The organism is Williamsoniiplasma luminosum (assembly GCF_002803985.1).
In the GTDB taxonomy this organism is placed as follows: domain Bacteria; phylum Bacillota_I; class Bacilli_A; order Mycoplasmatales; family Mycoplasmataceae; genus Williamsoniiplasma; species Williamsoniiplasma luminosum.
Window position 1 is genome coordinate 617,418 of record NZ_CP024963.1, and the last position, 22,547, is coordinate 639,964.

Here is a 22,547-nt window from a genome sequence, read left to right on the forward strand (position 1 = left end):
ATAAATTATCTAAATTAATTTAACTGGCTTTTGAAAAAGTGTAATTAAAAATACACTTTTATCACAATATAGCCTTTTAGGGTTTATTGATTTAAAACAAATTTTGAAATAAATTCTTCAACAAAATCAATACCAACTGCATAAATTCCATTTCCAGAACCGTTATGATTAACGTGTTTTGCAATCAAAAAGAATTTATTATAGCTACCGTTATATTTATCAATATATATTTTAGAATTTTTTCATATATTAGGTCAGTTTGTTTGGCGTTTGGTTCTTTTACCATTCGGAAATTCATATTCTCAAAATTCTTTTAAATTTGGTGAAAATCGATATTCTTTAGAAGGATCAGTAAAAAATTCAAATGTATAATATTCCTTATTCACTTCAAAAATAACATCACCCATTAAATATTTTTTATCATCTAATTTGTCATAAAAAAACTTGTTTCCATCGTTCCCTTGGATAGCTTCAAAAGCTATTTTGGTATCTTGGTATTTTTGTTTAAAAATGGTTAAGATATTTTCTTTTCATCGGTGTTTTAATGCATTCATTTAATTAATTTCACTTTCTTTGATTTTCTAAATAATCTACATTAGTTATATTACCACCAATTTCTGGATCATTTTTAAGCGAAATATATTGTTTTTCACAAATTCCAATAACAATAGTATCAACCATATTGATACTATCAAAATAGACTTTAAACCCTTTGACTTTTAACATATCATTCACATTTTCAAAATCAAAAGGCATAATATCTTTTCCGTTTTTATAATTTATATATTTAACAGCATAAAGACTGCTTCTATATAATTTTAATAATTGTCCTACTTTCATTAATGTTTTTCCTTTCTTGCTTGTCATTCAAGCTTTAGTGATTGCTCATCTACGCATTAAATAAATATAATTCAATTTCAGAATCATTTTCTTTAATTTTCACAATTATATATAACATTAAATAAATAATTGAAAAATTTGTGAGATAGTTTCTGGATCTAGTTTATTTTTTTGTTTTTTCAACATTTCATTAATTTTGATAAAAATATAACTAATCTTATCAAATAACAAAATTAATTCTTGGCTATTTAAATCATGTTTTATCAATACATTTTCTTCAATGATTTTTTTCAATTTAGCCAAATTCTCGGAATCTTCAAACAAACTATTTGTTATAACTAAAAATTCGCTATAAATTTCTTTAAGGGATCATTCCAGTTTATCTCATTCTTCTTGACAAAAATATATTTTTTTTCTTTTCTTTTTCGGCATTATATTCACCTTCTACCACATAAAGTGCGATGGAATTGGTTTGAATTTGTCTTGTCATTCCAAAATTGAGTACCAGATAACTTTTTGCAATGAAAACAATAAAGTTCATTATTTTTCATATTATTCAACCTCCGAATCTTGTTCTTTTAAAAGTTTAATTAATTCATTAATTTCCTGATTGTTTTCGTCGGTAAATTTCATAGTCTCTATCAGAAGAATTCCAAGTAAAATTCCCATGAAAAAATCAATTAAAAAGCATAAAAACATAATCCAATGAGGTTGAGTAATCGCTCCGTATATTTGAAGACCTAAACTGACCATTGCAAGTAATATTGCAATACCGAAAAGACCCCATCATAAAAAGTTTTGTTTTCTTTTTTTACTTTCAAGAACAATTGTTTTTAATTTTTTGTTTTTGTTGTTTTCGTCATTAATTTTTTGTTTTAATCTTTTAATTTTAGATTTAATTTGTAATTCCTTTAATTCAACTTTGTGTTTTGTCTTTAATTCTAATAAATTAGAATTTAATTTTTTTGACATATGATGTGTCCTCCTTATGTTTCTTTTTTTATTGTTGTTGTTTTTTTATTTTTTGTCTTTGGTTCAAAGTAATTGTTGTTTCAATTTTTTGATTGATTTAAAACATTTCAAAAATATGTTTGTCTATTAAAGAAATTTCTTTTTCAAATAGAAGTTTCTTTGATTTTGCAATCTTTAAAAATACAATTCATAAAATTACAATTGGTAAACTCTGCATCAAACACAACTTCTTCAAATGTGCAATTTTTAAATAAAACTTTATTCATTCTGATATTTGATTTAAATGCTAAAGATTTAAATTTTTTATCTTCCATTTGCAGATTTTCGTGTAATTCTTTTTTGACGATTTCGGCCATTTATTTTTCCTTTCTAGATTTAATATATGAAGCAACATATTGTAAATCGCTCGAACTATATTTTTTGTGTAAGTTTTTCAAAATATAAAACTCATTGTGTGAAAAGGTATTTACGTTTTGATCTAAATCTTGTTGTGTCCCGCACACTAGATTTATTAACTTAAAACTATATTTATTTATTAAAGTTTCTAAAATGTAATAATCTTTTCTTGATAATGGAAATTGCATAATACTATTTATCTCTTAATATTCCATTATTTAATAATTTTGTGAGCAATTTTGTTTGTTGATCAACTATGTTGATTAGTTCTGAAATTTGCTTCTCAACTTTTCGATTTGAACCTAAATAAAGTTTCTTTGATCTAAGATCTAATTCTTTTTTATGACACTCATCACATATTTTTAAATTTTTTCCACGAGCTATCAAATAACCATCATTGGGGGTATAATCAAAAAAAATTGAACAACCTTTTTTTTGACATTTATTCATAAATTATTTAACCTCCACGCAGTCATCTTCAATAGGATCAATTTTACATTCACATGCTCAAAAGGATTCACTTTCAAATTGATTATTTGGATTATTTAAATTTTTAAACATAAAGCCTGTATTGTTATGACATAAAGGACAATGTAATATTATGACATCTGTATTTCTTTCAAATATATATAAATATTCTTGATATTTTTTTTGGAATTGTTTTACTTTCATAATTTTTACTCTTTTTCTTGTTTTACTAAATAAATTTTTTCAATCGGTAAATTTAATATTTCATTTTCAAATGAAAGAGTTCTACCAAATGGATGAGTAGGAATTGTGTCCAGTGAATCTATTATTAAAATAATTGGCTTTGCTGATCTATTTGAATTAACTAACAATGTTAATTCTAAAAAGTCATGTGTTATTGTTGCTGTTTTATTAATGACGTGATATTCATTCTCGGCATCATAAATAATTATTTTGTGTTTAGTTGACACAATATTTTTAAGTTCATTCACCATTCAACTTGTTTTTCCAACTCCTGATCGACCAGTAACATAAATGGTGTCATTCATTTTGTTTCTTTGTTTATAAGTTATAGTTAAATTTTTGTTCATTTTCTAACTCCTTTAATTTTTTCTTGAGCAATTTTAAATTTTCTTTTTCGTCCAAAATAACTGCTTGCCAGTGTTTAATTTCCATTTCAACAAGAATGGCACCCACTACTTCTCCATTTCTGTATAAATACTCAGCATGTTCTTCGTCGTGCGCAATTTTTCGCTTAGAACCACATATTTTTTCTTTAATAATTTTCATTTGTTGATGGTTGGTTTCCATTTACTATCTCCTTTTCTTTATTCATTTACTAGTTCTAGATCGTATCAATACAAGGAATCACCTTGTTTAAAATAATCTTCTAATACAAAGTTGTTCACATCGGACAACATTTGTCTTTTTGGATATTCCCAAAAGTCCGATTCATTTCCTTTAGTGCGGAGTAGTTCACTTAAATATTGCCCTATTTCAAATGTATTCATTTTAGTTTGTTTTAATTTCACAATCAAAGTTTCTTGAGTTTCAATATTTAACAATCTAACTTTAGTTCAATCTTTAAAACCATAATCTTTCTTTCTAATTTCAAAGTTTTTGATTCCCTCTTTAACATATTGAAAAAAGTTATCTTGTATTTTTAATTCGTTCATAATTTGTTTCCTTCTAATTACTTTCTTTATTTTCGGATGACTCGTTGAGTGTTTTAGTTAAGTCATCAACCTCGTCAATTTCCTTTGGTTTGGCATGTTCTGGGTCCATGCAAGGTTCGTAACCTTCCCAACAATTCTCATCGTCACAAATGTCCTCATCGTCATCTTGTCTCATCGGGCAAGGGTCTAAGTCGCAAAAGTCTTCACAAAACTCCTCGTCATGCCCAACGCATGCTTCTTCATCTCCGCAATCTCTTCGGCAATAAGTAAATTCCTCATCGTCTTGGTAATTTGCCTCTGCTTCTCGGGTCATTTTATCAATGTTATGAGACTTGAGACAGGAGGTTAAGGCATAGTCAATTTTGTTAAAGGCCTTTTTGTAATCGTTAAACTTAAAAAAGTTAAGTCCTGTTAGTAAAAGTTCTTCAACCAATTGTTGTTCTAAGAAATCAATTTGGTCTTGGTTCTTAGGTCTTCTTGGTCCTGGTTTGTATTTGTTTTGCATAGTCACGCTCCTTTTCTCGGTGTTACTTAATGTTTTTTATTACTTTTTTTCTTTTTGGTTTGTTTAATTTTCTAATTCATCTTCTTCTAATTCATCTTCTTCATCATCACAATTGCAGTAGCAACTTTCGTCTAAAGAAATACCGTAGTCAGGTTCAATAATCAGATTACATTCACCGCAAACGACAAGGTCGATTTCTTCGTATACAATTTTTTCTCTTTCCATAATTTTTATCTCTTTTCTATTTTTTTTGTTCATTTTTCTCGTCAATTAAAGACAATATATAATCTTTGTTTCATTCAACTTTTTTACCATCAAGGGCTTTACCTTTAACGAAAGAATTGGGATCTTTTTTAACAGCTGATTTAACTGCTGAATCATCAGGAAAGGAAAATTTTACCAATTCCAGTGTTATTGATTCGTTATTGCTTTTGTGTTTTTTTGGTAATTTTTCATTGATTAAAGCTTTTATTGCTTTTGTTGAGCTTGGTTGCTTTGTCATATATATTAATAGCTCTAATTGCTTAGCAAAATCTTGTTTTTGTTGTGCAATTTCAAACTTAAAAACTAATCGTGTTTTAAACATATTTTTTTCCTTCTAATTACTTTCTTTGTTTTCGTCGGTAATTTCTTGATTTAATTTTTGTAATTCTTTTCCTTTTTCTTCATATAATTTTTCCATTGCGATTATTTGTGCCCTATGTTCTTTACCCCCACTGTATCAAAGTGTTGGAGTATCATTTTTTGTTAATCACTTTTTGATTTCTTTTCTTTCAGCTCTTAATTCTTTTGCTAAACCTATATTATTGTTTATTAAACTATTTCACATTATTTAACTCCTTTCAAAAATGTTGTTCGCCTTTTTCGTAGCACTCACCACAAATATATTGGGACTTGCTTGAGTAAGCCTTAACAACTATTACTTGTGCTTTGTTTGTTTTACATACCGCACATTTTTGTTTAGATAGTGTGTAATATTTACTCATTTTCTTGCTCCTGTACTAAGTTATTAATAATGTGAGACACATTATTTCAAACTTCTTTAATAACACTTGGGTCGTGAGAATAACACACAAACTCAATAGTTTGTTTTGGTAGTTCGGTAATAATTAGATCTGCTACAAGTCCTTGGTTTTCGTCATACACCTTAGATATTTTGTATGTTCCAAAAAAATCTTTTTTTAATCTTGGTTTTTCTGCTTTATATTTGTTCATAGTTTCTCCTACTAATCATTTCCCATACCACTACCATACTGACCATCATTTTCGTCAAAGTCAGCACAATCGTCACAATCACAATTTGGGTTATCTTCTTCGTGAGGTATTTCGTCCTCATCCTCATCCTCGGCCTCACACCAATGTTTGATATATCTTTTGCCTTCTTCACCTGCAATTTCTAATTTGTTTTCGCACTCGTCACAATCAAATAATTCATTTTTGTTGCTCCCAAAGTAATCGTATGCACAATATAAACTACAAAAACCTATTTTTACTTGGTGTTCTGGTTTCTCGCACTCTCAACAAGTGATTGTGGTTTCTAATGTTGCACTACCGCCATAGATTGCATCACAATCTGCTTCGCACTCATTTTCAGCATATTTTTCTGTGACGTCAAAATCACAGTCGTCGATTGGTGTTGTTGTTAATTCACCTTCGATTTCGGTCATTACACCATTTTGTAAGACTTTAATTTCTACTTTTTTCATTTTATTTCTCCTAAACATACATCGCATAAATGTAGTCATACTTGATTTATAACTTCATTTTTTGAACACCTAACACACATACGTTTTTCTCAAACAAAGTTAGGGTCGTTTCGGTTAATTTCTCACTGATCCATTTTCCTAATCTCCTTTAACTATTGAGTGTTATATATGCTTGGTGATCACAATGTTCATTTTCACATTTATAATTTGAACCTGTTTTATATCACAACGGGTGTCTGCCTGTGCTTTTTAATTCCAAACCACAAACTCCACATAATAGTCTATATTCTGGTGGCATATCACCTTTTGGGTATTTTTCCATATTAATTCTCTCCAATCTTATAATTTGTAATTATTAATTCTTTGCCAAGCTTAACAGAACATTTTTTTGTGTTAGAGCTAGTATATTTTCAAGTGGCTTTATGTTTTAAAATTTTAAATTCATAGAATTTACTATCAAATTTCATTGGGATGAATTAATGCCGAGGTGAATATAATTTTCTTGTATCTTGAGTAATATAGTTAATTTCCTCCCAAAGTTTGTAAGCTCCAATTGCAGTCCCAACACTAACCCCTATAAAAGCTATTAATACAAGCAAAGGCTCAACTATCATTTTTCAATCCCCAGATTCGGATTGATTGGATTTCTTTAATGTTACAAAGCAAGAAGTATTTCTAATAAAAACTAGAAAAATAATTAATCCTAAAATTCCAGATATAATTGATAAAGCAAGAAGTGCTCCTGATGGTAACAAAGAAGTTGGATCAACTGAAATTCAATTTTCAGGTAATGGGACAACTTGTTCTCCTATGTTTGTTAATAAAATATTCATTATTTTGTTTCCTTTGGTTCTTTTGGTTTTACTTCTCAATTTATTGGATCTAAATAATTCAATTTATAGTAATGAGTTTCACAGTCATAATAGAATTTTCAACTACGAATATATTGTTCTTCATCATCCATAAGTCGTTTTAAAATATTTGGATGATAATCTTCAAGAATTATTAAATAATCTTGAATGTGTTTTAATAAGTGTTCTTCTCCAGCTGAGTCATTAATTTCCATTTCATGACAAATTCCACAAATTCATTCTGGAATTCCTGTCATTCCAGAACGTGGATTTTTCATATATCAAAGTGCTTTTTTGGCATTTCAATAGTTATCAATGCAAAAATGAATTGCAGACATTCCTTTAAGTGTTATTGTGATATTTATATTTGACATGTGTATGCCCCCTTAGTTTTGTAATGTTTATAGTTCTATTTGGTGATTAATGAACCAATAGCATTAATACATCCGAATTTTAAATTCATAGAATTTACTAGCGAGTCTCATTGTAAATTTGTAATTCCAAGTTGAGTGTAATTTTCTTGTAATCAAGTATTAAAATGAATTTCACCAAACAATGTTTGATTTGTAACTAACCATGTGTCAAATTTTGAAGTAAAAATATAACTTAAATTACCTCAGCCAACTCCGATTAAAATTGCTGCAATAATTGACATAATGAATCCAAACAGCAAAATGAAACAATCTAATGATAAAACAGTCGTTTCTTCAATTTCTTTTGAATATATTTTTTTAAAAGAAACGTCTTTTTGATACATTAATGGATGTGCCTTTTGATATCGATATTCTAGTCAAGACTCTAGAAGCATGTATAAAAAATATAAAATAACAGCTCCAATTATTAATAAAGCAAATCCCATTAAAATAAAACCCGCTAATGTTAATTCACCAAAAGGTCAAGTTTTAATTGAACCTTCCGGTAATGGACAAACGTGTTCTCCAATATTTGTTAATAAATTATTCATTATTTAATTTCCCCTTTATCATTTCGATATATTCAAATTCATGTAGAAAGTGTATTTTTAATTACACTTTTGCATATTTTTCTAAGACCTTTAAAGTTTGTAACATTTCCCTTTCAAGTTTTTCAATTTCCTTGTTGGTCTTAACTATTTCAACATTTAAAGCTGTTAGATAATCAATTCTTTTCATAACATTTCTCCTCATTTATTACTTAATACATATCTTCAGGTTCACGAGTATTCTGCTTTTTGACGCAGTTTGCACCTTGTTGATGCAAACTGCGTTAGAAATAAATCTTCAGTTTACACTGAGTACTGTTCCGTCCGCTATCATCAGTTTTTAAACTCAGACCCCCCTTGTTCCAAGTTAACTAGCTTATGTTAAAATGGAGATTGATGTTGCAAATGGTCTATCCATAAGTTGATCAAATCAACTTATCTACCTTGTACTTGCTATGTACAACGTGTCTAACTAGCAAAGTTAAACGCCCCTACATTTTGTTTTAATAACTAGTTATGTAGACACTAACTGTTCACGGTCACAGTCACCGAAGATTTGTTTCGCCGCTCTCGCATGTCGCATAAGGTATCTTGCCCCGATCTGTACTTTTGTAAGACCCATTCAGTTAAATATTGTGTTCAACCTGTTAATATGTATTTTTCATTACACTTATATGAAGTTATGTTTGTTAAAAAAGACTACTCAATAATTTAAATATTCATTAAAGTAGTCTTTTATTTCTGACACGTTTTTACAAAGAAAGTGCACAGAAAATTTAAACATAGACATCACTATCACCCAATAAAAAAAGTAGTTTCACAACTACTCTTATAAATTTCATGATTTTCTTAAACTCCCAAAATTTAGAAAAAATAATCAGATTTTTAGGGGAATTATGCTATTATATAAAAGATGATTATTTACCTGAGTTTTAATTCTACCCTAGAATATTACTTAGATAAATGTTTTAAATCACAAGAAAAGGGGAAACATGGTTTCAAAAGAAAGAAAAGCTGAGTTAATTAAAGAATTTGGTGGAAATGAAAAAAATACTGGTTTAGCAGAAGTGCAAATCGCGATTTTAACAGAAGACATTAAAAACATGACTCAACATTTACAAGCACATACAAAAGATGTTCCAACTCGTCGAACATTATTAAAAAAAGTTGCTCAACGTCGTCATTTATTAGAATTCTTAACTAAAGAAGATGTTAATCGTTATAAAAACGTTATTGAAAAACTAGGAATTAGAAAATAAAAACTTGACACTTTATAAATAATTCTTTATTATTTATAAAGTAATCATGCAGGTGTAGTTTAATGGTAGAACTTCAGCCTTCCAAGCTGACTGTGAGGGTTCGATTCCCTTCACCTGCTCCATTATAAAAAAAGATAAATACCATCAAGGTATTTTTTTATTTAAAAAAATAATAAAATTAATCAATAAGAAGAGGTTTTATGGAACAAAAGCAAATTAGATCATTTAATTTATCAAGAACTAATTTTTGAATCAGTGCACTTTTTCAATTACTTTTTGCGATTGTTCCTTTTCTTTTTATTCTTTTTTTCTTATCACCAGATTTTCAACAATTAGCAATTAATTTATACCATCAACTCCCAAATCCTAAAGTCGGATATTTGGTCTTAATTTGTGTTGGTTATGTTTTAGTTGGATTAATTTTGACTTTTATCACCTGAATTTTAAAATGGCAAAAAGTGGATGGTTTTACATTTGTTTTAGGTTTAACACTTTTATTAAGTTCTGTAATTGTCAACCAAACATGACTTCAAGCTTGAGATTTTAACAATACAATCGTGAAACTATTAATTAGATTTATTATTGCCATCATGTTTGGTTTAATTGGGATTTTTTTAGGTTTATTACTTTCAACACTTGCCAGAAATTTTGAATATAAACAAGAAGATAAAATTCAAATTATTATTGATGATTATCATGATCAAAAATTGGGTGATAAAAATACTTGAACCAAAACCACTACTAAAATTATTCAAAATTATGAAAAAGCCAAAATTGAAGAAAAAATCAACCAAGAGAAAAAAAATATTTTGGAACAAAAATTAGCAACAGCATCTAACACTGATGATTTAAAAGACCAAATTAAAAAAGAACAGATTAAGCAAAAACTCAATCTTAGAGAAGAAAAACAAAGAACTAAAAAATCTAAAACTTAATTTTTTAAAAGCAATTTGAGAATAAAAAAAAGTACCAAGGTACTTTTTCCGATGGTATTTTACAGACGGATCTGTAAAATTTCTTCATTCAATTGAATGCGTGTGACTTCCTCTTACGATTGGTTAAATTATAACTCTTAAATTTCACAATTTTCAAATTTTTAAAAAAATAACAATCCAACGATTTAATCGTTGGTTTTTTTAACATTTAAAGATAAATTGTTACGTTTTCACATATACTTATAAAATCATTTTTTATTTTGCAAAAATAGAAATTTTTGCAAATTTTAAAATTTTTGTTTTTTCACTTCCCAAAGAATAAGTTTTCTATATACTTAGACAAGGTTTAATTTCTAATCAAGAAATTAAAGTGAAAATATTTTTTTTTTTTTTTGAAAAATATAAAAAGAGGAAATAAAAACAATATGAAAAAAATAATGGTGCATTTAAGTGCACTTTCAACAATCGGTTTAACAGGTGCAACAGTTGTTGGTTGTCTTCCTGCTAGATTTGCAGATGGTGTGATTGGACAAAGGATTGTAATTGTCAGTGATGGGGGAAACATTCGCGATCAATCTTTCAACGAAAGTTCTTGAGAAAGTATTATCAATTATGGGTCACAAATTCATACCAATATTTATACAGATGAGACAAGAACAACCAAAAAAGTTTTTTCAAATACAAAGGAAGACAGAGCAGAAGCTTACCAATTGGATTATGCTTCATCATGAGCTGGACGAGACTTTCGTCTTGATAATCCAATGATTGATTTTAAAAATGGTGAATCATTTAAGGATGCTAAAAAAGCCTCAACTAATTATGTTGAAACTGCAGGTCATGATTCAACCAATTTTTATGCTGCTTATAAAATGGGGTTGTATAAAAAAGCAGATGCGATGTTAGTCGCGGGGTTTTCGCATTTAGCTTCTGTGCAAAAATTAATTAAATGAATGGCAAAGGATAAAAAGACCCTTGTTTTGTTAGATGCTAAAGTTGATTATCAATACAAACAAGATGCGAATGGTAAAGATATCCCAACCCAAAATCAAAATGTGATTTCTGTTCAATATGATTCAGAATTAAGTGGTTTTAACGCTGCATGAGATGCAGCATTATGAGCAAACCTGCCCAAAATTGATATGACAACAGGTAAATGGGATCCAAATGGTGGTTTAAATGGAGATGCGTCTGGAGATGGAAGAATCTCAATGGGGACATTTGGTGGGCTTTCTTCTAAAACTTCTGTGGATAACTCCATGTGAGGATATTTAGTTGGAATTGAATTGTTTAATCAAATCATTGCTGAAAAAGAATATGTTTTAACTGATGTTGATGGGGTTGTTAAAAACTTTAAACCAGAAAAAATTAAATTCGGAAATGTTCATTCTGGACTGATTGATGATGTGAGAGCAGTGAATAATGCTGATGCCAATTGATTTTCAAATAGTTTTGCATATGGTGATGCAAATCGCAATGGAATTCTACCGCATTTAATCGAAAATGGGACAGATATTATTATGGGGGTAGCCGGACCACAAACCAACGATATTGCTTTGCAAATTACTGGGGCAAGGTATAAACCATTTATCGTTGGAATTGATACCGATCAAATTAAAACTATCGGAAAAGACACCCAAACTGAAGCACGATTTATTACTTCTTCGACCAAAGGTTTAGCCCAAGCAGCACTTGCTGCCTTTAAAAAAAGTCGATCATTAAAACATATTTATAAGGATGAATCCAAAAGTGAAATTACACATTTTGTCAATGACCCAGAAATTCAAGATGGTTATTTAGCAAAACAAGAACCAGATTGAACAATTTCTGCATCTCGTGATGCAGCAGACAGATGAAAAATTGGTAAAAATTTAGCAATTAATGCGATTAAATATGACACCGGTTTTGCCAAAACTTTATTCACAGCGATTCCCAAAGTTTATCAAGAAGCAGGTTTTAAACCTGAAAATTATCTCAATGCAAAAACGATTCAATCGGCAGTTAAAACAATTTTGCAAGCAAGTGAGGGAAAACCATCACTTGCTTGAAAAATTGAAGTTGATGGTGTTGATGGATATGTCAATTATTTGAAAAGGTTATTATCATCTTTTAGTTAATCAAATTTAGATCAAAAAAAGTAGCAATTCAAAAACAATCTTGCTTGCAAAACTTTGATGGTTAAAAATTAGTTTTTGAATTATAGCACTCATTTTTGCACTTTTTAAAAAATTTCCAATTTTTTTTGCAAATTCTGGAATTTCTTACTTTTTTTGCTTTTAAAAGCTCAACTTTTTTATATAATAAATAAGTACTTAATTTTGATAAAAGAATTAAGAAATAAAAATATTTTATCTACAAGTGGAAAAGTGGAAAAAATTATTAAATATACGGAAGGGAACAAATTAATATGAAGAAATTAATAGTTCATTTAAGCGCATTTTCAACAGTGGGTTTAACAGCTGCAACTGTTGTCTCTTGTATTCCTGCTAAATTTGCAGATGGTCCAATTGGACAAAGGGTTGTGATTGTAACTGATGGAGGAAATATTCGTGATCGTTCTTTCAACGAAAGTTCTTGAGAAAGTGTTATTGATTATGGTGCTCAAATTCATACCAACATTTATACTGATGAAACAAGAACACAATTAAAGACATTTACTGATACTCCAGAAGGCAAAGCAGAAGCTTTTAAATTTGATTATGCATCATCTTGAGCAGGAAGAGAATTTCGTTTAGAAAATCCTCAAATTGATACTATTGGTAAATATGGTAAAGACGGTAAAGTAGAAACTTTTGAGGCTTCTGAAAAAGCATCAAGTAATTATGTTGAAACTGCTGGACATGATTTAACTAATTTTTATGCAGGTTACAAAATGGGGTTATATAAAAAAGCTGATGCAATTTTGTTAGCTGGTTTTGGACATTTAGGATCTGTTGGGAAACTGATTAAATGAATGGAAAAAGATGAAAAAACACTTGTGCTTTTAGATGCTCAAGTCGATTATAAATATGAAAAAGATGCAGATGGCAACATTAAATTAGGAGCTAATGGTAGACCAATACCAACACAAAATAAAAACGTTATTTCTGTTCAATACGATTCTGAATTAAGTGGATTTAATGCTGCATGAGATACAGCATTGTGAGCTAACATGCCAGAAATTGATATGACTACAGGAAAATGAACTGAAGGTAATAAATTAAATGGTGATGCCAATGGAGATGGAGAAATTTCAATGGGAACATTTGGTGGGATTTCTTCTAAATTTTCTGTCGATAACTCAATGTGAGGATATTTACTTGCAATTGAATTATTTAATCAAACCATTGCTGGACAAGAATTTGAATTAAAAGATAGTGACGACAAAGTTAAAAACTTCAAACCAAAAAAAATAAAATTCGGAAATGCTGGAAATGCTAAAGAAGGCGACGCTAGAGAAGGAACTATCGATAAAGTTAAGGCAATTAATAATTCTGATGGAAATTGATTTTCAAATAGTTTTGGATATGGAGATGCTAATCGAAATGGAATCATACCTTATTTAACAGGAAATGGTACTGATATTATAATGGGTGTGGCCGGACCACAAACAAATGATATTGCAGAAACTGATGCATCATATAAACCATTCATTGTTGGAATTGATACTGATCAAATTAAAAGTGTAGGATCTGATAAAAATGCTCAAGATCGTTTTATAACTTCTTCAACAAAAGGGTTAGCACAAGCAGCAATTGACTCATTCAAAAAAAGTAAATCTTTAAAGTATATTTATGAAGATGAAACAAAAACTAAAATCTCACACTATGTAAATGGTAAAGAGACGGATGATGGTTATTTAGCTGTTCAAAAACCAACTTGAACTGTTTCTTCATCAAGAAATCCAAATGTTAAATGAAAAACTGGAGAAAATAAAGCAATTAATGCTGTTGATTACAATAAAGGTTTTGCCAAAGAATTGTTTACAAAAATTCCTGCATTCTATAAATCATTAGGAGAAAAACCACAATATTATATTCAAGGCTCAGAACTCAAAAAAGCAGCTGAATTAATTATTCAAACAGCTAAAGGATTAGATCCTAAAGATTGAAAAATTGATGTAAATGGAATTGATGGTTACAACAACTACTTAGTGAGATTATTACAATCATTTAAAGAAACAACAAAAGGAGATAAGTAATTATGAGTGAATACGCAATTGAATTAAATAAAATTACTAAAACCTTTTTAAACGGGGCAATTATTGCGAATCAAGATGTTGATTTAAAAGTCAAAAAAGGAACAATTCATGCTCTTGTTGGTGAAAATGGAGCAGGAAAATCAACATTGATGTCAATTCTTTTTGGTTTATATCAACCAACAAGTGGAACAATTAAAGTTAATGGAAAAGAAGTTGTTGTTTCAAACCCAATTAAAGCTAATAAACTAGGAATTGGAATGGTTCACCAACACTTTAAATTAGTTGATGTATCAACTGTTTGAGAAAATATTGCACTTGGTGTTGAAAGCACAAAATTTGGCATCCTTTTAGATAAAAACAAGATCAAAGCCAAACTAACTGAAATTATGAATCAATATAATTTACATGTTGATTTGGATGCTAAGATTGAAAATATTTCGGTTGGAATGCAACAACGTGTAGAAATTTTAAAAATTTTATATCGTGATGCTGAGATTTTAGTTTTTGATGAACCAACAGCAGTTCTAACCCCACAACAAATTGATGGGTTACTACAAGTTATGTTAAATCTTCAAAAAGCTGGTAAAACAATTATTTTTATTTCTCATAAAATGGAAGAAATCAAAAGAGTTGCCAACACAGCAACAGTCATTCGACGTGGTAAAAAAATTATTGATTTAGATGTTAAAAACATGGAAGTTAGTGATATTGCTGAAGCGATGGTTGGACGTAAATTAGTTGAGGTTAAAAACCAATACACCCCAGTTTTAAGTCAGGCACCAATTTTAGAAATTCTAAACTTAAGTGTACCTAAAGAAACAAATAATAAAGTTAATGCTTTAGAAACTTTTAACTTAGTCGTTCGACCTGGAGAAATTGTAGCAATTGCTGGGGTTGAAGGAAATGGTCAAAAGGAATTAGTTGAAGCAATCACTGGATTAGTTAAAGCTCATTCGGGAGCGATTCTCTTTAAAGATTTAAACCTTATTAGTGAAAATATTCACAAAAGATATAAATTGGGAATGTCACACATTCCTGAAGATCGTCACAAATACGGAATGCTTTTAGATTTCTCTGTTCAAGACAATTTAATTTCTCAACAAATTGACAATTATCCTTTCTCTAAAAAAGGAATCATTGACAAAAAAGCAATTGCCCGATATTCACAATCAATTATTAAAGATTTTGATGTTAGAGGTTCTAGAAATGGAATCGCAATTGCTCGAGGTTTATCTGGAGGTAACCAACAAAAAGTTGTTGTTGGTCGTGAATTACGAAAAGAACATGATTTGTTGGTTGTTGTTCAACCAACCAGAGGATTAGATGTTGGGGCGATCGAATATATTCATCAACAAATTTTAGAAGAAAAAAGTAATGGCAAAGGTGTTTTACTAGTTTCTTATGAATTGAATGAAGTGATGGCATTAGCTGATCGCATCGTTGTTATCAACGAAGGAAAAATAATTGGTGAACTACCAGGTCAAGGTGCTAAAAAAGAACAAATTGGAGCATTGATGGCTGGTGGTGACCAAACAAAAGGAGTAACAAAAAATGAATACATTCAATAATAAAAAATGATTTGTAACATCAAAATTTAAAGATACTGTTACTTCAAAAGAATTTAAAAGTAAGGGTAAATATTTAAAAGGATCAATCTTTGCCATTATTGTTGGATTCATTGTTGCGGGAGTCTTAATTGGGATTTTAAATGTGAATCCCTTTGATTATTTCTTCAAAATGTTTCAAGTCGCATTTGATGAGCTATATTTAACACAAACTTTTAACTGAATTGCTGTTTATATCGTTGGTGGTGTGGCAATGGCGATTGGATTTAAATCGGGAGTGTTTAATATTGGTGCTCCAGGACAAATCCTAACTGCTACAAGCATGTCGACCATTGTTTTATTCAGCATTGTTCCTAAAGGAACAACTGATATTAATGGTCAAACAATTTTCTTATTGTTCTTGGTTTCAGTATTTTCAGGAGCATTCATGGCGTTTATTGCCGGAATGTTAAAAGCGTTATTTAATATTCACGAAGTTGTAACAACAATTTTATTAAACTGATTTTCTTGATATTTCTTCAAATGAATTTTTACCAATGGTTTTCCTGATCAATTTGGTTCTAGTTCATTAGCCGGAGCATCAGAGCACATTCCTGATGGGTTATTATCAATGGGTGGAAATGAAATCATTGCCCCATTATTAATTGCTTTTGGGGTAGTTATTATCGCGGCTATCGTACTTGCTAAAACAACTTTTGGTTTTAAATTAAAAGCTGTGGGAAGTGCACCTGAAGCTGCCAAATATTCTGGAATTAATGTTAAACAAAAAATTGTTTTAGCAATGACAATTTCTGGTGGAATTGCTGGAATTGCTGGTTTCATTTCAATGTGTACATTGAACCCAAATACTTATTTTGGGAATGATAATTTACCAACCTTAGGATTTGATGTGATTGCGATTTCGTTAGTTGCTTTTAATAACCCTGTTGGATTGATCTTTGTCGGAGCATTATGAGGGGTGATTCAAAATGCGGGAGCACCAATTTCATCACTTTATGGAATACCTACTCAAATTGCTGGTTTAGTTTCAGGAATCATCATTTATTTAGCAGCCATTAGTGCAGTCTTTATTATGTTTAATCCTGTGCAAATCTTTAAAATGTGAATTTTTGTTCTCAAATCTAAAAATGATCGCAAGATGTTACTCATTCTCTATAAAAAGAAATGGGCATTATTGTTAAAGAAAATGCTTATCATTTTTAATAAAGATTATCAAAAAGCAGTCAAAGCAGCCGAAACAAAAGCTGATCAAAAAATTGTTAAATTAGATCTTAAAGCAATAGATTCATTAGCTTTAACACATATCAAAACCTCAATTAAAGAATTGAAAAAATGAATTTGAGAAAAAAATACAATCAAAGGATTAAAAGGTATTAAAAGAAGAAATGATGAAGTAATACAAACAATCAATGCTGAAACAATCAATAAAATTGAAGCAGCAAAATTAAAATTTGGTATCTTCAAAGATGAAGTTAAAACAAGAAAAAATAAACAATTACATTGATTAGAAAATAATATTAAACTTGCTAAACAACATTATAAAAAAGAGATTCAAGCAGCTACAGAATTTGGTCAAGCCGAAAGAGGACGCTTAGAATTATTATTCGAATATCGTGATGGTAAACTTGCTTTAAATTCTGAATTAGAAAAAAATATTTTAATCCTTCATGAAAGAAACGTAAGTGCTAAATCAGAGGCTAAATGAAAAATAAGTGTTGTTAAAAACAATCCTGATTTAATTGAAGATGTTAAAGCTAAATCAATTTTAGAAATTAAAACTTCATTAAAAGATCAGCTTGAAAAAAACAATAGTCAAATTAAAACTTTAAAATTAGAAACCAAAACTAAATTACAAGAATTAAAAACAAAACGTACTAACCAAATTCAATTTGTTAAAAATGACGGAGTTGAATTAGGACAAATTCAACAAAATGTTCAAGAGTGAAAACTAAGAGCCAAAAATGAATTGGATGCTAAAATTATTAAATTAAAAGCAGAATTTAATCATAAAAAGAGCGAGATTGATTTATTAAAAAGTGATGAAAAAATTCTTGCTGCACAAAAAGTTTTATTAACTTTAGAAAGTGAATTTGAAAAAACTGAACTAACAGATCTTGAATCACATTTAAATTTATTAGAAAAAATTAAACAAACTTTGAAAAAAATCGATGTTATTTTAACACCACAAGTTTTTGAAGCATATGATGCTCAAGAAAAAATTGTTGATCGCATGAGAATCGCATTCAAAATTCGAAAAATTAAATATCAACAAACTGTCAATCTTGAAATTTTTAAAGCCAAACAAGCAATTGAGTTGGAAAAACAAAAATCTCAAACACTTGCAGAAAACTTAGAAAATTTAAATCTAGAAACTCAAACAAAAATTAAAGATTTAAATAATTTATCAACTCATGGTCTTGATGAATTAGAAAAATTAATTCATCAAGAACACAAGATTTATGCACATTTCGAAGCGCAGATTCTTAAGTTAGAATCAAAACACAATAATTTAAAGGAGACAAAATAATATGACAAATTTATTTGCAGTAGCTATCGCTTTATTTATTGTTTTAACCTTTGCTTCGATTTCAGGATTGATGTCTGAAAAAGCAGGGGTGACTAATATTGCTGTTGAAGGGATGATGATTATCGGGGCATTATTTGTTGCAGTTATCGGAACTTTCGTCAACAAAAAAGGTGCTGATAACCTTTCACAATTATGAGTTTTACCACTAGCTGGGTTAGTCACTGGAATCTTTGCAATGCTTCATGCATTTCCTTCGGTTTCATTAAAATCCAATCAAATTGTTTCTGGAGTAGCAATTAATATCCTAGCCTTAGGAATTGGTTTATTCTTTGCTTCTTCTGGATACTTTGGTGAACAATCAATGGTTATTTCATCAAATTACAAACCAATCAAATTAGATGCAGCTGATGGTGGTATCGTCCCCTTGGCGCTGATCTTAGCTATTGTTTTAGCAGTTGGAGTCTTCTTATTCTTTAAATTTACAAAACAAGGGATGAGATATGCAATGGTTGGAGAAAATCCAAACGCAATTGATGCAGCTGGAATTAGTGTGAAAAAATACCGTTATCTTGCAGTTTTCATTTCTGGAGTGATTGCTGGACTTGGTGGAGGACTATTTGTTCTAACCGCTGCTGGAAATGGTTCATTTACAGGAAACATGTTAGGATTTGGATTCTTAGGAATTGCCATTATGATCTTTGGACAATGAAAAATTCACTACATGATGATTGGGGCAGTTGGATTCTCATTCTTATTTGCACTTGGTCAAAACCTTGGAAATATTACAGATGTAGAATCTATTCAAAAAATTGCACCTTTATTTAAAATTCTACCATTTGTTGGAACAATCATTGTGATGGTGATTTTCTCGAAATCTTCCAAAGCGCCAGCCGCTGTTGGGATTCCGTTTAATAAATCCAAAAGATAGATCTAAGAATTCTATTGATTTAAAACAAAAGATAGTAAAAATCAGCCTAGCTGATTTTTATTTTGCTAAAATATAGATATGAAAATTATCGTCTCTAAGTTTTTTAAGTTTATTTTACTTTTAACTTTCTTATTTCCATTTATGTTTGGTGAAAATAAAATCAACTTTAAATCAATCAAATCAACGATTAACTTCGCATGTAAAATTGTGATCCTAATTTTGATGAATTACTTATTTGTGTTACTAATACTAAAGGATGGAATCTTTAGTTTGTTGATTTTAGAAACAAGTAAATATTTTCGATGAATTATTTTTACATGTTTATTCTTTAGTTCTTTGTTTTTAACTACCTTAATTATTCTTCAAACCTTTTATATTTCTTGATCTGCAAATATCGCCTTATTATTTAGAAAATATAAATTTAAAATTTTAATTTGAATTCGATACCAACAATTCAAAACATTAGTTCTGAATTGCTTATTATTTTTCATTCTTGAAATTGTCGAATTTTTGCAAAAATGTGAAATTAACTATCAAATCATTCGTGCTCATAATTTTAATAATTTCCAAAAACTCAACATTCCCCCACCAACAATTGTTGAGTTATTTTCTTAAAAATAGGAGGTTAATTATTATGAAAGAAAAAATTAAATTAGAAAATTTAACCATGATTTATCCCCGATCTGATAAAGGTGTTTTTGACATTGATATCAAGATTCAACAAGGACAAATTTTTGGTTTTATGGGTCCATCAGGATCTGGAAAAACAACATTAATTCGCATCATTCTTGGTTTTATCAAACAACAAAAAGGTAATGTTTGAGTTAATGATTTAGAAGTGTGAAATAACAATGATCAAATCAATCAAACAATTGGTTTTATTTCAGGAGAACCGATTATTCCCAACGAAGGAACAGGGTTAGATTATTTGTTATTTTATGCAAAATTAAGAGAAATCAAAGACTTGACAAAAATGCATCAATTGATTGAATATTTCGAATTAGATGCGAAAAGTTTGATTAAAAAAATGTCCAAAGGAATGAAACAAAAAGTCGCAATCATTGCTTGTTTAATGGCAGATTTTGATCTTTATATTTTAGATGAACCAACAGCTGGTTTAGATCCGGTCATGCAGGCTAAATTTATTGAAACAATTGTTGAAATGCGCAATCAAGGTAAAACAATTGTTTTATGTTCACATATTATGGATGAAGTTGAACAATTATGTGATCAAGTTTTAATTTTAAAACATGGCAGAATTATGTATAACAACACAATGGCAAATATCAAAAAAGAAAATTTAACAATTCAAAAAATCTTTTGAGATATTTATAATGTAAAGGGGTTCAATGAAACTATCAAAAACCAAAATTAATTGAACGATTATTCTTCGTTCAATCAAACAAAATTTAGCATTTTTAATCACCATTTTCGTTTTTATTGCTGTTTTATTTTTAATGGGCATGATTGCTGAAATCGTTAAACAAAATAAAGCAACTCCTGAAAAACCTTATGGTAATACGTTGATGGGGTTTAGTACGACAGTTTATCAACCATTAGCTGTCATTGTTTTTGGGCTATTAGCAATTTTATTTCCAACTAGCTTATTAAACAAAGAAATTGATAATACTAGTTTGGCCATTCTGCTAGTGTCTAAAAATTCGCGAAATACAATTTTACTAAGCAAATACATCGCAATGTTTTTAACAATTGTTGCATTATTTATTTTTCAAATGCTTTTTGGCACAATCCTTTTATCCAAATTTTTTTCTGGATCTGATTATGGTAAATTTATTAATTTAAATTGAACTTATTTTTTAGGGACATGAACATTAGCATCAATTAGTTTCTTATGTAATGTCATTTTTAATAAGAAAAAACAGATTTTATTAATTACTGGTGGGATTTTGGTTTTTTCAATCCTTATGAATATGATTTCATTTATATTCCGTGAGTATGAAATATTAAAAGAATTTCATTATATTTCGGTTTTTGGTTTTGCAGATTTAAACACTATCCTCCAAGGCGATTGAACAATGATTTTTGCCTATTTAGTTGGTATTCCTGCAAATATAGGTTTCTTTATTGGTTCAATAAAAGTGTTCAAAAATAAAGATTTATTGTTATAAAAACAACTAAGAAAAAATATCCATTATTCTAAAAGACAAAAATTTAAAAAACAATCATTGCGAAATGATTGTTTTTTAAATTAATTAAACTCGAAAGATAGTGCTTATAGAATAAAGTGATCAAAGCAAGATTTTATTCTTCGATTATTACAACCTCTTTATCTTCTTGAACTTTTTGAATTTCTTGAATTTCTTGAATTTTATTTTTAGGTTTCTTATGCTCTTTTTTTCAAATCACATAGTTATAAAAATTAGAAGCAGAAAAATAAATTGTTAAAATTAATATCACTGCAATCACAAATCAAGCTCATCCAGGTAGACCTAAAATATTGTCAGCATGAATATTGAAGAAGAAATAAGGAAATCTTGTTGAACCAACACTTGTATCTTGATAACGAACTTCACCACGAATTAAAATAAATCCAGTATAAATAATTAGGATTAAAGGACCACCTCAAAGTTTTCTTCTGGCATATTCTTTTGGTGAATATTGCGCTTTCATTGGGTTAATAAAAACTTGATAAGCAATAAATGATCAAGGGAATACGACATGTAATGCAATTCCGAAAAAGACACTCATAACAGTTAATTTTTCAACTCGTTGTTTTGGATCCAAGAAATAAGCAGGAGCTAAAATCGAAATATAAACAACTGATGTTAAAGTAATGAAAGTTAGCACAACCAAGCTTCAATTATAATTTAAAAAGCGATATTCATTTCTTGGGTAGATTTTGCATCAAGCAAGCAACAATAATCAAACTGCTACTAAAATGTTTGAAAGGTGAGTAAAAAAACTAAATCAGTAAAAAATATATGACCCAATTGCCCCAGATGCCATTGGAACTGGTCCTTTTGAATCATAACCCATTCCCACAGTTACTCAAACAGCACTTGAACGTTCAAAGATTGTTTTGTCCTGTAGATGCTCTAAAATTTTTTCTAAACTAGCTTCTGGATGCGCTTCAATTCAACCATTTAATTGAATTTGAACTTTTAAAATCCCTCAAATTCCAAATAAAAGTTGCATAATTAAAAATCCAAGAATCATGAAACCAAGAATCGATTCAAATCAAAATTTTCAATCTTTATAGAAACTAGGATTAAACTTATTTTTAAAGGAAAACATCTCTCACCTCGTTTTACTTGAAACTAA

At 29.1% G+C, this 22,547-nt stretch carries 32 protein-coding genes and 1 tRNA gene; 11 read left to right on the forward strand and 22 right to left on the reverse strand.

Features of this window, described 5'->3' with window-relative positions; translation table 4 throughout:
- Positions 1–83 precede the first annotated feature (83 nt).
- The 21 genes from ELUMI_RS02690 to ELUMI_RS04625 form a co-directional block, all read right to left on the reverse strand.
- Entirely contained in the window at positions 84–554 is a 471-nt protein-coding gene (locus ELUMI_RS02690; protein ID WP_025734668.1) for a hypothetical protein, read from the reverse strand.
- A gap of 4 nt (positions 555–558) precedes the next feature.
- On the reverse strand, positions 559–897 hold the full coding sequence (locus ELUMI_RS02695) for a hypothetical protein (protein WP_156921431.1): 339 nt from the start codon (positions 895–897) through the stop codon (positions 559–561).
- A 60-nt stretch (positions 898–957) separates the two neighbouring features.
- Positions 958–1,272 (reverse strand): hypothetical protein, encoded by a 315-nt coding sequence (locus ELUMI_RS02700; protein WP_025734670.1) that lies wholly within the window; start codon positions 1,270–1,272, stop codon positions 958–960.
- A gap of 120 nt (positions 1,273–1,392) precedes the next feature.
- Entirely contained in the window at positions 1,393–1,812 is a 420-nt protein-coding gene (locus ELUMI_RS02705) for a 6TM ABC transporter family protein (RefSeq protein ID WP_025734671.1), read from the reverse strand.
- 14 nt (positions 1,813–1,826) lie between these two features.
- Positions 1,827–2,168, reverse strand: a complete 342-nt coding sequence (locus ELUMI_RS02710; RefSeq protein WP_025734672.1) for a hypothetical protein — start codon at positions 2,166–2,168, stop codon at positions 1,827–1,829.
- Positions 2,169–2,400: 232 nt separating this feature from the next.
- The gene (locus ELUMI_RS02720; RefSeq protein WP_025734674.1) at positions 2,401–2,658 is read right to left on the reverse strand and encodes a hypothetical protein; all 258 of its coding nucleotides are present in this window, start codon (positions 2,656–2,658) and stop codon (positions 2,401–2,403) included.
- Between the two features lie 3 nt (positions 2,659–2,661).
- Positions 2,662–2,880, reverse strand: coding sequence for a hypothetical protein (locus tag ELUMI_RS02725; RefSeq protein ID WP_025734675.1), 219 nt, complete (start codon positions 2,878–2,880; stop codon positions 2,662–2,664).
- A 5-nt stretch (positions 2,881–2,885) separates the two neighbouring features.
- Positions 2,886–3,266, reverse strand: coding sequence for a P-loop NTPase family protein (locus ELUMI_RS02730; RefSeq protein WP_025734676.1), 381 nt, complete (start codon positions 3,264–3,266; stop codon positions 2,886–2,888).
- Positions 3,238–3,486, reverse strand: a complete 249-nt coding sequence (locus ELUMI_RS02735) for a hypothetical protein (protein ID WP_025734677.1) — start codon at positions 3,484–3,486, stop codon at positions 3,238–3,240. The genes ELUMI_RS02730 and ELUMI_RS02735 overlap by 29 nt, the downstream gene beginning before the upstream one ends.
- Positions 3,487–3,503: 17 nt before the next feature.
- A complete protein-coding gene (locus tag ELUMI_RS02740; RefSeq protein WP_025734678.1) occupies positions 3,504–3,851 on the reverse strand; it encodes a DUF3850 domain-containing protein in 348 nt (115 codons plus the stop codon).
- A 13-nt stretch (positions 3,852–3,864) separates the two neighbouring features.
- Positions 3,865–4,356: a hypothetical protein gene (locus ELUMI_RS02745; RefSeq protein WP_025734679.1), complete on the reverse strand. Its 492-nt coding sequence runs from the start codon at positions 4,354–4,356 to the stop codon at positions 3,865–3,867.
- 63 nt (positions 4,357–4,419) lie between these two features.
- Complete coding sequence (locus ELUMI_RS02750) at positions 4,420–4,581, reverse strand: hypothetical protein (RefSeq protein WP_156921432.1); 162 nt, start codon at positions 4,579–4,581, stop codon at positions 4,420–4,422.
- A gap of 16 nt (positions 4,582–4,597) precedes the next feature.
- Entirely contained in the window at positions 4,598–4,942 is a 345-nt protein-coding gene (locus ELUMI_RS02755) for a hypothetical protein (RefSeq protein WP_025734681.1), read from the reverse strand.
- Between the two features lie 12 nt (positions 4,943–4,954).
- Positions 4,955–5,185 carry a hypothetical protein gene (locus ELUMI_RS02760; protein WP_025734682.1) on the reverse strand — a complete coding sequence of 77 codons (231 nt, stop codon included), beginning with the start codon at positions 5,183–5,185 and terminating at the stop codon, positions 4,955–4,957.
- Between the two features lie 149 nt (positions 5,186–5,334).
- Positions 5,335–5,571 carry a hypothetical protein gene (locus ELUMI_RS02765; protein ID WP_025734683.1) on the reverse strand — a complete coding sequence of 79 codons (237 nt, stop codon included), beginning with the start codon at positions 5,569–5,571 and terminating at the stop codon, positions 5,335–5,337.
- A gap of 11 nt (positions 5,572–5,582) precedes the next feature.
- Positions 5,583–6,062: a hypothetical protein gene (locus tag ELUMI_RS02770; RefSeq protein WP_025734684.1), complete on the reverse strand. Its 480-nt coding sequence runs from the start codon at positions 6,060–6,062 to the stop codon at positions 5,583–5,585.
- Positions 6,063–6,210: 148 nt separating this feature from the next.
- Entirely contained in the window at positions 6,211–6,384 is a 174-nt protein-coding gene (locus tag ELUMI_RS04535) for a hypothetical protein (protein ID WP_156921433.1), read from the reverse strand.
- Between the two features lie 154 nt (positions 6,385–6,538).
- Positions 6,539–6,895 carry a hypothetical protein gene (locus tag ELUMI_RS02775; protein ID WP_025734685.1) on the reverse strand — a complete coding sequence of 119 codons (357 nt, stop codon included), beginning with the start codon at positions 6,893–6,895 and terminating at the stop codon, positions 6,539–6,541.
- Positions 6,895–7,287 (reverse strand): hypothetical protein, encoded by a 393-nt coding sequence (locus ELUMI_RS02780; RefSeq protein ID WP_025734686.1) that lies wholly within the window; start codon positions 7,285–7,287, stop codon positions 6,895–6,897. The genes ELUMI_RS02775 and ELUMI_RS02780 overlap by 1 nt, the downstream gene beginning before the upstream one ends.
- A gap of 35 nt (positions 7,288–7,322) precedes the next feature.
- Positions 7,323–7,877 (reverse strand): hypothetical protein, encoded by a 555-nt coding sequence (locus tag ELUMI_RS02785; protein WP_025734687.1) that lies wholly within the window; start codon positions 7,875–7,877, stop codon positions 7,323–7,325.
- A 61-nt stretch (positions 7,878–7,938) separates the two neighbouring features.
- Positions 7,939–8,064, reverse strand: coding sequence for a hypothetical protein (locus ELUMI_RS04625; protein WP_275667560.1), 126 nt, complete (start codon positions 8,062–8,064; stop codon positions 7,939–7,941).
- A gap of 802 nt (positions 8,065–8,866) precedes the next feature.
- Here ELUMI_RS04625 and rpsO point away from each other — a divergent pair.
- The 11 genes from rpsO to ELUMI_RS02840 all read left to right on the forward strand — a co-directional run bounded on the left by rpsO (position 8,867) and on the right by ELUMI_RS02840 (position 21,394).
- The gene (gene rpsO / locus ELUMI_RS02790) at positions 8,867–9,133 is read left to right on the forward strand and encodes a 30S ribosomal protein S15 (RefSeq protein ID WP_025734688.1); all 267 of its coding nucleotides are present in this window, start codon (positions 8,867–8,869) and stop codon (positions 9,131–9,133) included.
- A 48-nt stretch (positions 9,134–9,181) separates the two neighbouring features.
- Positions 9,182–9,255: transfer RNA gene (locus ELUMI_RS02795), tRNA-Gly, on the forward strand.
- 78 nt (positions 9,256–9,333) lie between these two features.
- Entirely contained in the window at positions 9,334–10,068 is a 735-nt protein-coding gene (locus ELUMI_RS02800) for a DxFTY motif-containing membrane protein (protein ID WP_025734689.1), read from the forward strand.
- A gap of 425 nt (positions 10,069–10,493) precedes the next feature.
- Positions 10,494–12,182, forward strand: coding sequence for a hypothetical protein (locus tag ELUMI_RS02805; RefSeq protein ID WP_025734714.1), 1,689 nt, complete (start codon positions 10,494–10,496; stop codon positions 12,180–12,182).
- A 290-nt stretch (positions 12,183–12,472) separates the two neighbouring features.
- On the forward strand, positions 12,473–14,245 hold the full coding sequence (locus tag ELUMI_RS02810) for a hypothetical protein (RefSeq protein ID WP_025734713.1): 1,773 nt from the start codon (positions 12,473–12,475) through the stop codon (positions 14,243–14,245).
- A 2-nt stretch (positions 14,246–14,247) separates the two neighbouring features.
- Complete coding sequence (locus ELUMI_RS02815) at positions 14,248–15,813, forward strand: ABC transporter ATP-binding protein (RefSeq protein WP_025734712.1); 1,566 nt, start codon at positions 14,248–14,250, stop codon at positions 15,811–15,813.
- The gene (locus tag ELUMI_RS02820; protein ID WP_025734711.1) at positions 15,797–18,337 is read left to right on the forward strand and encodes an ABC transporter permease subunit; all 2,541 of its coding nucleotides are present in this window, start codon (positions 15,797–15,799) and stop codon (positions 18,335–18,337) included. The genes ELUMI_RS02815 and ELUMI_RS02820 overlap by 17 nt, the downstream gene beginning before the upstream one ends.
- A 1-nt stretch (position 18,338) precedes the next feature.
- Positions 18,339–19,265, forward strand: coding sequence for an ABC transporter permease (locus tag ELUMI_RS02825; RefSeq protein WP_025734710.1), 927 nt, complete (start codon positions 18,339–18,341; stop codon positions 19,263–19,265).
- A 237-nt stretch (positions 19,266–19,502) separates the two neighbouring features.
- Positions 19,503–19,880 (forward strand): hypothetical protein, encoded by a 378-nt coding sequence (locus ELUMI_RS02830; RefSeq protein ID WP_157843908.1) that lies wholly within the window; start codon positions 19,503–19,505, stop codon positions 19,878–19,880.
- A 19-nt stretch (positions 19,881–19,899) separates the two neighbouring features.
- Complete coding sequence (locus ELUMI_RS02835; RefSeq protein WP_025734708.1) at positions 19,900–20,640, forward strand: ABC transporter ATP-binding protein; 741 nt, start codon at positions 19,900–19,902, stop codon at positions 20,638–20,640.
- Positions 20,615–21,394, forward strand: coding sequence for an ABC transporter permease subunit (locus tag ELUMI_RS02840; RefSeq protein WP_025734707.1), 780 nt, complete (start codon positions 20,615–20,617; stop codon positions 21,392–21,394). The genes ELUMI_RS02835 and ELUMI_RS02840 overlap by 26 nt, the downstream gene beginning before the upstream one ends.
- Positions 21,395–21,527: 133 nt before the next feature.
- On the opposite strand, the gene ELUMI_RS02845 is transcribed toward ELUMI_RS02840, so the two are convergent.
- Positions 21,528–22,520: a hypothetical protein gene (locus tag ELUMI_RS02845; RefSeq protein WP_025734706.1), complete on the reverse strand. Its 993-nt coding sequence runs from the start codon at positions 22,518–22,520 to the stop codon at positions 21,528–21,530.
- Positions 22,521–22,547 lie beyond the last annotated feature (27 nt).